Below are 12581 nucleotides of genomic sequence, written 5' to 3' on the forward strand. Positions count from 1 at the left end.
TTACAAACAAGTCATCGATCGCCGATTGCTGTTTCCGGTCCAACCATAGAAATATAGGGTTCGAGTAAATAACGGCAAGCTGCTTGTTGTGTTGCTTCAGCACTCACTTGGGCAATTTCTTGTTGAAAGGAGCGATCGAATTCAATTCCCAAACCTAAAATTTCATACCAACCATATACTTGAGCAATTTGTCCGTTCGTTTGTTTGCCAAGGGCATATTGACCGAGAAGCTTATTTTTGGCTGTTTGTAAGTCTTCCGTGCTGAGTTGTGCTTGACAGAGTAACTCGACTTCCGTTTGCAAGCGATCGCGGGCGATCGCGGTATTTTCTGGTGCAGTCCCGATGTAGGCGACAAATGTAGCGGGTGACATGCGAGTGGGGTAAAATGCCGAAACTTCGTAAGCTAAGCCCAACTTTTCGCGCAGTTCGACAAACAAGCGGCTAGATAGCCCGTTACCTAAATGGGTAGAAAGTAGTTTTAAGGCTGGATAGTCCGATTGATGGACTGAGGGAGCTAAGTAGCCCAGCATGATAATCGATTGCTGAGTCGGCTGAGCAGTCTTGAGCTGTTGAGGGGCGGGAGTCAGATTAGGTAGTTGCAATGGTGGTATGGGCGATCGCGGCGCTTCCCAGTCGCCAAAAACTTTTTCGATTTGGGCGATCGCGGTATCAGCTGTAATTCGACCTGCTAAGCTAATGACAACATTATCGGGACGAAAGTAAGTTTGGTGATATTGTTGTAAGTCAGTTCGCTCGACTTTAGCTACCGTTTCTTCCCATCCCAAACCAGAAGAAGCATAGGGATGATTTTGGTAAATTGCTTGTCGGAGTTGGTCAAAAGCAATTGTAAATGGCTGTTCTTGCTGGGAACGAATGTGTTGGATTGTCAGCCGTCGTTCGAGTTCCACTTCAGCAGCAGGAAATGAGGGCGATCGCAACAGTTCCCCTGCTAATGCCAAGATTTCGGGAAAATCTGCCGAAACAGTTTTCATGCTCAACAGAAAATAATCTGAGGCTGCATCGACGCTCAGGCTTGCACCAACGGACTCTACCCGTTCGGCAATTTCCATCGAGGAGAGTTCTGTGGTTCCCTTGGTCATCACCGCAGACAGCAGATGCGCTAATCCAGCTTGCTGTTGTGGTTCCCAGCAACTCCCGGCTTTGAGAAAAATACGGGTGGCAACAATATCTGCGGCTGGGTTTTCAATCGCCAGAACTACCATGCCATTTGGTAAAACTGTGCGATGGATCTGTTGAGTCGGTAAAGAGGTTGTCACGGGAAATCAGTTATCAGTTATCAGTTATCAGTTGTCAGTGAAGAAAGGGTGTGGGGTGTGAGGTGTAGGGGGTTTAGGGTTTAGGGTGTAGGGTTTAGGGTGTAGAGATTTTAAATTTCTTTCTCCCGATCGCTTCCTCAGCTCCCTCAGCTCCCGATCGCTCCCTCAGCTCTCTTTGCCTGCTCCCTACTCCCTAAGTTAACAAGGTTTGACAACTGTTACCGCGTAGGAATAAGGAGAAAGGTATTGTTGGGCAATTTGTTGGAGTTCGACGGAATCGAAGGATTTGATTTGCTGGGGATAAGTTGTGGCTAACTCTGGTTCGCCTAGAGTTTGATAGTAACCATACAACCCTGCCAGTTGTTCTGGTGTTTCGGTAGAAAAAGCATAGTCGTTACACAGAACTCGCTGAGCGCGCGCGAGTTCTTCCGGGGCGATCGCCTCTGTCTGTAACTGTTCTAAATGGGCGCAAATTAATTCTTCTACTTTTTCTAAATGTTGCGGCTCTAACCAAACACTAATGGTAAATAAACTAGCATCTTGCAGTAGGGAAAACTGGCTGCTGAGTGCTTGGACTAATTGTTTATCTTCCCTGAGAGTGCGGATTAAGCGAGAAGAACGTCCCGCGCCCAATATAACTGAAATCAGATCTAAACCATAAGCACTGCGCCATTGGTCGATCCCTGGTGCGATCCAAGCCATGAGTAGCCGTGCTTGTTCCAGTCTTGGTAAATATAATTCTTGGCGGCGAATTCCAGCTAGTAGTGGTTTTTTGACTTCCTCTACAGGTGGTAATTCTATTCGTGGTAAAAATCGGTCGAAACTGCGGTTGACGATTTCAATCGCTCGTTCTGTTTCAATTCCACCCGCGATTGCTACCGTCATATTTTCGGGTTGGTAATGAGCGCGATGAAAGCACCGCATTGCTTCCGGCGAGTGCTGCATTAACTCTATTTCCGTACCCAGAACCGATCGCCCGTAAGGATGCTGTTGGTAGATACTTTCACTCAGGGTTTGAAATCCAATCCAGTCTGGATCGTCGTAACAAGCATGAATTTCTTCTAAGACAACTTCCCGCTCTCGATCGAATTCGTCTTCGGGAATAGCGGCATTTAATAACAATTCTGACAAGTACGGTAGCGTATCTTCCCAGTAAGGAGCGGCTGTTGTCAAATAAAAGTGAGCGTAGTCGTGGCTAGTAGCAGCATTTGTCATTCCACCTCTATTTTCCACGACGCGATCGAACACTCCTGGCGGGATCGTCTCCGTCCCTTTAAATATCATATGTTCCAGAAAGTGAGCCATCCCGTACCATGCTTCCGGCTCTGCGATCGCACCTGCCCGCAACCAAATATCTGTGACTACCACTGTAGTTGCAGGAAGGTATTGATGTATGAGAGTTATACCAGAATCTAATTGAAGAATAGTCGGCGAGTGACTCGGTGCTATCAGTAGAGGCGACAAACGCTTAAGCCCAAATTAAGACTACATTAAGTTTATTTATATTACTGTTAGCACAAATAATGAATTGCATAAATTGATACAAAAATTTATTGGTAATGGGTAATGGGTAGTTGGTAGTTGGTGAGCTAGGCTAGAGGCAACTGATAACTGACCAAAATCAAAAACTCCTTCAGCCATTAGCCAAAGGAGTTCATGCTTATAAGTTCACCGCAACGCCGTCTTACCTCAGTTTTGACCTGGAAAATCCAGGTGGGAATCGATTAGCTTAACTTAAAGTTTCCGAGTACTTGCTCGGTCTACTGCCGTTAGCAATTTTGACTCCCTTAAATGTTTAAGCATAGATCAAAAACATTATTGGCAGTCACCAACGCCGCAGTTGAACTCCAACCATTATAACTTTTTAGGGAAAATCGACAAGCAAACGGGAATCGGGAATCGGGAGTCGGGGACAAGGAGACAAGGAGGACAAGGGAGACAAGGGAGCTATTCTGGTTCCACTAGCCACCAGTCACTAGCCACTAGTCACTGTCAACTGTCAACTGAATACCAAATTGATTCAATCTGTTGAGCGATCGCCTCTGCTGTGTGACGATTGCGATCGTTTAATAATACGGTGACGTGTCCTAGTTTGCGTCCTGGGCGAGATGCGGTTTTGCCGTACCAGCGAACGTATGCTTGAGGAATTTGGGCAATTTTTTGACGTTGGGCGAGATAGTCGCGTCCAGAAGAAGTTTCGTAACCTAATAAATTCACCATCAACGCCCCAGCACTGCGGAGGGTAGGATTTCCCAATGGTAAACCGCAGATAGCGCGAAGATGTTGTTCAAATTGCGAAACTGCACAAGCATCTAGGGTAAAGTGTCCAGAATTATGCGTGCGGGGAGCAATTTCATTGACCAATACCTTACCTTCTGAGGTGAGGAATAATTCGATCCCAAATATACCAACAGCTTGTAGACTTTCTAAAAACGTGCGGGCGATCGCTTCGATGTCTCGAACTAATTCTGCACTAAGATCGGCAGGGGCAAATACTCGCCGACAAACTTGCTCTTGCTGCTGCGTCTCGACAATGGGATAAATTGCTATCTCACCTGTGACGGAACGAGCAGCAATGACTGCCAATTCGCGATCGAAAGGGATAAATTCTTCTAATAGATACTGAGACTGTTTTTCTGGACGTTGAGATGCAGATAATTTTTCTTCTAAAGTCTTGGCATCCTGAATAATAAAAGTCCCTTGTCCGTCATATCCGTGACGACGAGCTTTGAGTACGACAGGAAAAGTGGTGAGTGGTGCGTTGTAAGTGGTGCGTGATGAGATAAAAGCTTCTTCGTTTTCCTTCTGCTCCCTGCTCCCTGCTCCCTGCTCCCGACTCCCTAAAGCATCTAAAGCGATAAACTTGGGGACAGGTAAACCAATTTGCTGTAAATAGCAGCGTTGCTCGTATTTATCAAGAATGTGAGCTAAGACATCTAGCCCGGGACGAAAGCAGGCTCCTTGCTCGACTAAAGTTGATAAAGCGGTTAGATTGACAAATTCATTTTCAAAAGTCACGATCTCGCAATCTTCAGCTAGTGCTTTTGTTGCTTCGGCATCGTCGATCGCGGCGATAATTGTTTCTGTAGCGATCGCCACTGCTGGATCGCTCTTATTTGGTGTTTGTACTACCAGTTCGATCCCTAACTTCTTGGCTCCATCAGCCATCATCCAGGCTAACTGTCCGCCACCAATAACACCGACACGCTTCATTGACACCCCAAAGATTCGCGAGTTGCAATACCTGTTTTTGAGTTAATCCCACTTGCTCGTTGGCACAATTCTTTTACCTGCGCCCCGTCTAAAATCGCGTCGCTAAAATCCGCACCTGTAATATCAACATTAGTAAAGATAGTACGGAGTAAAAGGGCTTCTTGCAATACAGCATCGCTCAGATCGGCTCCCGTCATTTTTACCTGATCGACCATAGCAATACTCAGATCTGCACCGTGCAAGTTTGTCTGTGTCATCACTGAAGCACTCATGACTGCCCCGCGCAAGTCAGCATCAGCAAAATTAACCTGCTCTAAATTGGCATTAGAAAACTCTGCGGCTCTTAAAATTTGTCTCGAAAAGTCTTTACCTGTCAGCTCTGCATTGCTGTAGGAGAGCGGCGGCGGATAATCTAAAGCTTGGGCAGGTAAAGTCCAGATCGCGAATAGAGCGATCGCGATACATAATCCTGCCAGTTGCCGCAAAAATACCATGTGAGATCTCAATGCTACTCTTTTCAGCTTATCGCATTCACTCTCAAAGGCAGGGGGTAGAAACTAGAGGGCAGAAGCCACAACCCATACTTTTCAGCTCGTTGCCTAAAATTAGCAAATCGAGAGTGGCAAATTTATCAACAGACAAATGCCACTGTGGTATTTATTAAATAAGTACGAATATCATCTTGTCATTTCAGTAGAAACTATCATGGTACATTTCCTGTTGACTTGGCTCGTGACCGCAGTTTCTTTACTAATTACGGCAAACATAGTTAATGGCTTTATAGTTACGAACTTTGCCGCAGCTTTAATCGCCGCGGTTATTATTGGTTTAGTTAATGCTGTCATCAGACCGATTTTGATTGTGTTGACCCTACCGCTCACAATCTTGACTTTAGGATTATTTTTATTTGTAGTAAATGGTATTAGTATTTGGATTGCAGGAGCTTTATCACCTGGCTTTACTGTCACGGGATTGTTACCAGGTTTAGTTGGTTCAATTGTGTTAACACTAGTTGCAGGCATCATTAATTTTTTAGTTGAGCGAGTCGTACAGAGCTAAATTGCAAAATCTTGAAAGTGAAGAAATTGAGAGTCATTGATTAGCTGTCTCCATTCAAAATTGCTCTCAAACACAAGAAAAAACCTTAGCTTCCTACAAATATCTTCAGATTGAAATCTAAAACTTCAATTACTCAATTTACCTGAAACTTTGAAAATTTCTCTAGCTAACTCACAGAAGCCTTGTCCTTCAATCGCTTTTGTAATGTAACTAGGTTGATAATTTAGCCGATCGGCGTACTCAAGCGCATTTGCAACTCCAATAGAAAAGGGAAAACACTGAGGATTAAATAAACTCTCATCATTAGGACTATCGCCAACAGTTAATACCTGTTCTGGCAGACATTGAAAGTAATCTTGTAAAATCTGCATTAAACCATTTGCTTTATCTTGATTGAGCGGCTTAATATGGCATTGAACGTTGCTGTAAGTGAAACCCCAACCTAATTCTTGACAAATATTACTGAGTTGGTTTAACTGTTCTACACCTAATCCTCGTACAGCAAAAGTCCAATCAGTAATCCGAAAGCAATTGTCGCTGGACTCACGAATTTGAGGAAAGTATTGTTGAAGTTTTTGAAAAACCGCTGCTAATTCTTGCCGATGTTCTACTCTATTAGAAATGGATGTAAGCGCGATCGCCTCTTCATTTCCCGCTGAATAAAACAAACCGCCATTTTCCGCGATCGCCCCAGCGATCGGTAAATAATTGACTAATCCACTCACCCAACCAGCCGAACGTCCAGTCACGATCAAAACTTGAATATCTGCCACAGCCAACTTTTCAAACATCAGCAACAAATCTGACGTGAACTTCCCTTTCTGCGTCAGAGTCCCATCCATATCAGTAGCAATTATCTTAATATTTTTTAAAAAATTGCCATCAATCTGTTCGAGTGGAGTAAAACCCATAATCAATAACTTAAAAATCTTTTATCTGAAAAATTCTACTTTAAAAATATCTAAACCCTTTTCTTAGCTTCCTTTACTTAACTTTCTCCACAAAAAACACTTTGCGTCTACTCTTCGAGAACGCTGCGCGTATGCGGCTTTGCGTGGCATAAAAATCTTTTTCTTGACTCGCTTGCGAATTCTGCCAACAGAGGGAGGTAATAAAACACGAATAGCCAAGTAATAGATACTAGTGATAGTTTACTTTCGGTATGGCTCCAATAGTACTGATTACAGGCGCATCCCAAGGAATCGGCGAAGCAACTGCTTTGCTTTTTGCCAGCAAAGGTTACGATCTCGTGCTGGCTGCGCGACATAGAGATCGCCTCGCGGTTGTAGCGGAGGAGATCCAAAAACTAGATCGCCAAGCCTTGGTAGTCCCTACAGATGTTAGAGATCCAGACCAAGTAAAAAATCTGATCGACAAAGCACTAGAACATTATGGCGCAATTGATGTCCTCATCAACAATGCCGGAATATACGTCTCAGGTCCGGTAGAAAGCTTTTCCCTAGAAGAGTGGCATCATACAATCGATACCAACCTCTGCGGCTACGTTCATACAATCCACAGCGTTTTACCGCACATGTTGGCACGTAGACAAGGCGCGATCGTCAATATCAGTTCGATTGGGGGTAAAGTACCAATTCCTTACCTAGCTCCCTACACTGCCACTAAATTCGGCGTTGCTGGCATGACAGCAGCCATGCATTCAGAACTTAAGCCTAAAGGAATTCACGTCTGCGGCATCTATCCCAACATCATCAAAACCAGTTTTACAGAACGGGCAATTTTTACAGGTCATGATGATGCAGATGCCCAATCGCGCCGACAACAGTTAGAAGAAATATTACATACCCCTTTTGTAGAAAAGCCGGAAGATGTAGCGAAAGCAATTTGGGAAGGAGTTAAACACCAACGGGCTGAAGTCGTAGTTGGTTCTGCTAATTTCGCTCAAGCTGCATACAATGTATTCCCTGGGGTCGTGCAATGGTTGTCTCGGCAAACATTTAAAAAATAAGTTGTAAGTCGTAAGTCGTAAGTCGTAAGTTATTTTGCCTTCAGTTTTTGAGTGGAGGTGACTAAAATTTTTCCAATTTCGTTAGCTTCATCTAATAACGGTTGAAATCTTTTAGGATTAACCATGCCAGATTCAATTAAGATTTCTAGCCAGTATTGTGTTTCTCTAGCTTCTTTCAATGCTATTTCCATTTTGTGTAAAAAATCTTTATCAGATTGAGCAGATTTACTTTCCCGAATATTTGCGCCTATAGATGTACCGGAACGTAGGAGTTGTTTTGATAGTGTCCTGTAAATGCCTGGCTTTTCATCTAAAAAGTGAGATGCTTTGATAATTCTGATAGCAAATTGCTTGGTTCTCTCAGTAATTGGAACAACTTTACTCATACACATACTTAAAGTATATGTATAAAATATAACACTTACGACTTACGACTTACGACTTACGACTTGCCGCGCTGAAGTTGCTTGAAAAATTCGTATATCTCTGGCAGTCGCTTGTAAATAGCTGAGTTTTTGAGATAGATTTTGTGGGGAATAGCAGGATAACCGGAAACAATGTCTTTCGGTTTAACGTTGTGATAAATCCCTGTTTTTGCAGAAGCGATCGCCCCATTTCCCATTTTGACTTCGTTGGCAATTCCCACCTGTCCGCCAAGAATGACTCCATCTCCCAATTCGACGGCTCCCGCTAAACCAACTTGCGCCGCCATGGCACAGTTAGCACCGATTTTGCAACCGTGACCGATGTGTACCAGATTATCGAGTTTGGTATTGCGACCGATGCGGGTTTCTCCTACAGCAGGACGATCGATCGTGCTGTTACATCCTACTTCTACGCCATCTTCTAGCACCACAAAGCCAGACTGTGGCATTTTGACCCAACCAGTTGCCGTAGGCACGAAGCCAAACCCTTCTGCACCAATGACAACCCCGCTGTGAATCACGCAATCCTTACCAATCCGACTGCGTTCTTGGATCGTACAGTTAGCGTGTAACACCGTGCGATCGCCAATTTCTACATCTGGATAAATGACTACATTAGGATGAATGCAAGCGCGATCGCCAATTTTTCCACCAGCTTCAATAACAACATGTGCGCCAATTGCCACTTCCGCACCTAACTGTACCGAAGAATGAATCACAGCCGTGGGATGAATCGCTGGTTTGGGACGATAGGGCTGATAGAACAACGCCAGCGTCTGAGCAAACATCAATTTGGGTTGAGACGTAGAGATCCACGCAACTCCCCGTTGTTGCGCTTGCTCCTTTAAAGTTTCATCTTGAGGCAAAATCAGGGCACTAGCGCCAGTTTCATGAATGTAAGCAGCAAACTTGTCCCCGTCGATGTAGCTGATATTTTCAGTTGTCGCTAGATCGACTGCGGCTATACCCGTAATTTCAGGATCGCAGTCTGGCTTAGTAGCAAGGCTGTTATTGCTAGCCGCCTCACCCAATTTACTCACAATTTCGCTAAATTTCATTTTCAGAGTTACAGAGTTGGTAATTAGTAGTTGATGAGTAGCTGGTGGCTGGTGGCTAGTTGCTAGAATTCATCCATTCACCAGTCACTAGTCACTGAGAACTGTTTCCCATCGCCTGTCCAGCCAACCATGCAGTTGTCCAGGCACTTTGAAAGTTGAAGCCTCCAGTTACGCCATCAATATCGAGGATTTCGCCAGCAAAGTAAAGCCCTGGGACGAGACGGCTTTGCATGGTTTTAAAGTCAACCTCTTTCAATTTGACCCCGCCACAGGTGACAAATTCTTCTTTGAAAGCTCCTTTGCCTTGGATGAGGTATTCAGCTTGAGCAATTTCTTGGATCAGGCGATCGATCTCCTTATTAGAGATTCCCGCCCAACGGTCTTCTGGCGCAATTCCCGCCCGTACAATTAGGTATTGCCAGAGACGGTGCGGCAAAACATTCACGCCACGATAAGAAGCGATCGCTTTTTTTGGTTGTGCTGTTTTGACGGAGAGAATTTGCGATCGCAGCGTTTCCCGATCCAATTCTGGCAACCAGTTAACCAATAGTTTCGCTTGATAATGACAGTCATGCAATGCCCTTGCCCCCCACGCCGAAAGCTTGAGGACGGCGGGACCGCTTAAACCCCAATGGGTAATTAGCAAAGCGCCTGTTTGTTCTAATTTTGTCTTACTATCCGTCAGCAATCGGAGATGCACGGGGTTCATGCTCACCCCTGCTAACTCCCGCAAACTCTTATCCAAAACATTGAAAGTAAACAAAGACGGGACTGGCGGCTCGATCTGATGTCCCAGCGATCGCGCTATGCGATAACCCGCCATATTACTACCCGTCGCTAATAGCAGGCGATCGCATTCTAGGACTTCGCCAGATTTGAGTTCGACTTCAAATTTTGAATTGGTAGTTGGTTGACAGTTGACGGTTGACATCTGACGGTTGAAAACTTCTTCCTCAACCTCCTCAGCTTTCTCAGCTCTCTGTTCCCCGTTCCCCGTTCCCCGTTTCCTTTCTTCACTGATAACTGATAACTGACAACTGACAACTGAAACAGCAGCCACCGCTGCATTTGTCCTTACCTTCACACCTGCTTTTGCGGCTGCATGGATCAGACATTCGATGATGGTTTCGGAATTATCGGTGATGGGAAACATCCGCCCGTCTGCTTCAGTTTTTAACTGTACGCCACGACGAGCAAACCAATCGACAGTATCTTGACTTTGAAACCGCGTAAATGCACCCCGCAAGGCTTTTCCGCCTCTGGGGTAATTTTGAACTAATGCGGCTGGATCGAAACAAGCATGGGTGACATTACAGCGCCCTCCGCCGGAGATTAGCACTTTCGTCAATGGTTGACGACCAGCTTCTAGTAAAGTGACTTCCGTATGGGGATGGTTTTCCGCACAGGCGATCGCGCTAAAAAAACCCGCCGCCCCACCGCCGATAACTATGACTTTCAATTGCAAGGTAGTTGGTTGTTGGTTGTTGGTTGACGGTTGACAGTTGACAGTCGCTCAATCGCTGACAACTGATAACTGACAACTGATTTAATGTCCCAGCAATTTATCCCGCAGATGCTTGATGCGATCGCGATATTTTGCTGCTTCTTCAAATTCTAGATTTTTTGCCGCTTCTTTCATCTGCGCTTCCAGTTGGGTAATCAATTCTGGAATCTGTTCTAAGGGTAAATCGCTGGCTTGTTCGTAGACGGTTTCTAATTCTTGGGTGTTTAAGCGGCGCGACACGGCTAAGAAGGATAAAATCGCGTTACTCGATTTTTTCACGATCTGCTGGGGCGTAATTCCGTGCTTTTCGTTATATTCGATTTGGATTGCCCGTCGTCGTTCTGTTTCAGAGATCGCCTTTGCCATGCTATCTGTGAGGTTATCGGCGTACAAAATCGCCTGTCCCCGCACGTTTCGGGCTGCCCTACCGATAGTTTGAATCAGCGATCGCTCTGCCCGCAAGAATCCTTCTTTATCCGCGTCTAAAATTGCCACTAGGGAGACTTCGGGTAAGTCTAATCCTTCCCGTAACAAGTTCACTCCTACCAGGACATCAAAACTACCTTCGCGCAAATCTTGCAAAATTTCGATCCGCTCGATCGAGTTAATTTCAGAGTGGAGGTAGCGGACGCGAATACCGTGGTCTTGAAGATATTCTGTCAGGTCTTCTGCCATCCGCTTTGTCAGTGTTGTTACTAGCGTCCGTTCGCGCCGATCCACCCGCTGTTTAATTTCACCTAAAAGATCGTCAATTTGCCCCTCGGTAGGACGGACGAAAATCTCTGGATCGACTACACCTGTAGGACGAATCACTTGTTCTACTACTCGTCCCTCTGAAACTTCTAATTCCCAATTACCAGGGGTAGCAGAAACGAATACACACTGATTCACTTTTGTCCAAAATTCTTCTGATTTTAACGGGCGGTTATCGGCGGCGCTGGGTAGGCGGAAACCATGATCGATCAAGACTAACTTACGGGCGCGATCGCCGTTGTACATCCCCCGGATCTGGGGTACGGTGACGTGAGACTCATCTACAACCAACAGCCAATCGTTCGGGAAATAATCGATCAAACACTCTGGCGGTTCCCCTGCTTGTCTTCCCGCTAGGTGACGGGAATAGTTTTCTACGCCATTGCAATAGCCGACTTCACGCAACATTTCTAAGTCATAGCGCGTCCGCTGGTCGATGCGTTGCGCTTCAAGCAACTTATTCTCTGCTTCTAATTCAGCTTTACGCTGTTTTAGTTCCGCCGCGATCGCCTCAAGCGCGACTTCTAACTGTTCTTCTGGAGTGACGAAGTGTCGCGCTGGATAGATATTCAACGCTTCCAAACTCTGAAGGATTTCCCCTGTCACTGGATCGACATATCGAATTGCGTCGATCTCGTCCCCAAAGAATTCTACTCTGACGATTCGGTCTTCGTAAGCGGGTCCAATTTCTAATACATCACCCCGCACGCGGAATTTTCCCCGCCCCATTTCTACATCGTTGCGGTTGTACTGTACGGATGCTAAGCTGCGTAAAATTTCCCGCTGGTTCACTTCCATTCCCACTTGTAAGGGAATCGAGGCGCGGAGGTACTCGGCTGGCATTCCCAAGCCATAAATACAACTGATAGAAGCAACGACGATCGCGTCTCGCCGTTCAAAAAGCGATCGCGTAGCGGAGTGGCGCAGCATATCGATCTCGTCGTTGATCGAAGCACTTTTTTCAATAAATGTATCGGTGACAGGGATGTAGGCTTCTGGTTGGTAGTAATCGTAATAACTGACAAAGTACTCTACCGCATTATTGGGGAAAAACTCCCGCAACTCGTTACAAAGTTGGGCAGCAAGGGTTTTATTGTGAGCGAGTACCAGCGTTGGCTTGCCAATCTTTTCAATCACCGCAGCCATTGTAAACGTCTTACCCGTTCCCGTAGCTCCAAGTAAAGTTTGATAACGATGTCCGGCTTGAATGGACTTTACAAGTTGAGCGATCGCCTGCGGTTGATCGCCTGTAGGTGTAAACGGCGCTTGAAGGCTAAATTGCATCATAAAGAAGGGGCTAGGGGCTGGGGGCTAGGAGTTAGG

The 12581-nt window shown here is 45.5% G+C and carries 11 protein-coding genes and 1 other RNA gene; 2 read left to right on the plus strand and 10 right to left on the minus strand.

The window, feature by feature from the left end; all coding sequences use genetic code 11:
- Positions 1 to 11: 11 nt before the first annotated feature.
- From QH73_RS17965 to QH73_RS17985, 5 genes are all read right to left on the minus strand, one after another.
- Positions 12 to 1277 (minus strand): M16 family metallopeptidase, encoded by a 1266-nt coding sequence (locus QH73_RS17965; RefSeq protein WP_039716051.1) that lies wholly within the window; start codon positions 1275 to 1277, stop codon positions 12 to 14.
- A 198-nt stretch (positions 1278 to 1475) separates the two neighbouring features.
- Positions 1476 to 2741 (minus strand): M16 family metallopeptidase, encoded by a 1266-nt coding sequence (locus QH73_RS17970; protein WP_052290103.1) that lies wholly within the window; start codon positions 2739 to 2741, stop codon positions 1476 to 1478.
- 200 nt (positions 2742 to 2941) lie between these two features.
- A non-coding RNA gene (ssrS, locus tag QH73_RS17975) (6S RNA) lies at positions 2942 to 3123 on the minus strand.
- Between the two features lie 146 nt (positions 3124 to 3269).
- Positions 3270 to 4490 (minus strand): 5-(carboxyamino)imidazole ribonucleotide synthase, encoded by a 1221-nt coding sequence (locus tag QH73_RS17980; RefSeq protein WP_039716050.1) that lies wholly within the window; start codon positions 4488 to 4490, stop codon positions 3270 to 3272.
- Complete coding sequence (locus tag QH73_RS17985; RefSeq protein ID WP_039716049.1) at positions 4487 to 4984, minus strand: pentapeptide repeat-containing protein; 498 nt, start codon at positions 4982 to 4984, stop codon at positions 4487 to 4489. Before QH73_RS17985 ends, QH73_RS17980 begins: the two co-directional genes overlap by 4 nt.
- 211 nt (positions 4985 to 5195) lie before the next feature.
- Here QH73_RS17985 and QH73_RS17990 point away from each other — a divergent pair, with 211 nt between their 5' ends.
- On the plus strand, positions 5196 to 5549 hold the full coding sequence (locus QH73_RS17990; protein ID WP_039717559.1) for a phage holin family protein: 354 nt from the start codon (positions 5196 to 5198) through the stop codon (positions 5547 to 5549).
- A gap of 125 nt (positions 5550 to 5674) precedes the next feature.
- Here QH73_RS17990 and QH73_RS17995 read toward each other — a convergent pair whose 3' ends face one another.
- On the minus strand, positions 5675 to 6460 hold the full coding sequence (locus QH73_RS17995) for an HAD family hydrolase (RefSeq protein ID WP_039716048.1): 786 nt from the start codon (positions 6458 to 6460) through the stop codon (positions 5675 to 5677).
- Positions 6461 to 6711: 251 nt separating this feature from the next.
- On the opposite strand from QH73_RS17995, the gene QH73_RS18000 reads away from it, so the two are divergent.
- A complete protein-coding gene (locus QH73_RS18000) occupies positions 6712 to 7518 on the plus strand; it encodes an SDR family NAD(P)-dependent oxidoreductase (protein WP_039716047.1) in 807 nt (268 codons plus the stop codon).
- Positions 7519 to 7547: 29 nt separating this feature from the next.
- Here QH73_RS18000 and QH73_RS18005 read toward each other — a convergent pair whose 3' ends face one another.
- From QH73_RS18005 to uvrB, 4 genes are all read right to left on the minus strand, one after another.
- On the minus strand, positions 7548 to 7904 hold the full coding sequence (locus tag QH73_RS18005; RefSeq protein WP_039716046.1) for a four helix bundle protein: 357 nt from the start codon (positions 7902 to 7904) through the stop codon (positions 7548 to 7550).
- A 56-nt stretch (positions 7905 to 7960) separates the two neighbouring features.
- The gene (lpxD, locus tag QH73_RS18010; protein WP_039716045.1) at positions 7961 to 9001 is read right to left on the minus strand and encodes a UDP-3-O-(3-hydroxymyristoyl)glucosamine N-acyltransferase; all 1041 of its coding nucleotides are present in this window, start codon (positions 8999 to 9001) and stop codon (positions 7961 to 7963) included.
- Positions 9002 to 9092: 91 nt separating this feature from the next.
- Positions 9093 to 10466, minus strand: a complete 1374-nt coding sequence (locus QH73_RS18015; protein ID WP_039716044.1) for a BaiN/RdsA family NAD(P)/FAD-dependent oxidoreductase — start codon at positions 10464 to 10466, stop codon at positions 9093 to 9095.
- A gap of 81 nt (positions 10467 to 10547) precedes the next feature.
- On the minus strand, positions 10548 to 12545 hold the full coding sequence (gene uvrB, locus QH73_RS18020) for an excinuclease ABC subunit UvrB (RefSeq protein WP_039716043.1): 1998 nt from the start codon (positions 12543 to 12545) through the stop codon (positions 10548 to 10550).
- Positions 12546 to 12581: the final 36 nt, after the last annotated feature.

It is taken from the genome of Scytonema millei VB511283 (assembly GCF_000817735.3).
Taxonomy (GTDB): Bacteria; Cyanobacteriota; Cyanobacteriia; order Cyanobacteriales; family Chroococcidiopsidaceae; genus Chroococcidiopsis; species Chroococcidiopsis millei_B.

Coding starts and splice junctions, on each gene's coding strand:
- QH73_RS17980 (WP_039716050.1), bottom strand. CDS start 4,490: ATGAAGCGTGTCGGTGTTATTGGTGGCGGACAGTTAGCCTGGATGATG.
- QH73_RS17985 (WP_039716049.1), bottom strand. CDS start 4,984: ATGGTATTTTTGCGGCAACTGGCAGGATTATGTATCGCGATCGCTCTA.
- QH73_RS17990 (WP_039717559.1), top strand. CDS start 5,196: ATGGTACATTTCCTGTTGACTTGGCTCGTGACCGCAGTTTCTTTACTA.
- QH73_RS17995 (WP_039716048.1), bottom strand. CDS start 6,460: ATGGGTTTTACTCCACTCGAACAGATTGATGGCAATTTTTTAAAAAAT.
- QH73_RS18000 (WP_039716047.1), top strand. CDS start 6,712: ATGGCTCCAATAGTACTGATTACAGGCGCATCCCAAGGAATCGGCGAA.
- QH73_RS18005 (WP_039716046.1), bottom strand. CDS start 7,904: ATGAGTAAAGTTGTTCCAATTACTGAGAGAACCAAGCAATTTGCTATC.
- lpxD (WP_039716045.1), bottom strand. CDS start 9,001: ATGAAATTTAGCGAAATTGTGAGTAAATTGGGTGAGGCGGCTAGCAAT.
- uvrB (WP_039716043.1), bottom strand. CDS start 12,545: ATGATGCAATTTAGCCTTCAAGCGCCGTTTACACCTACAGGCGATCAA.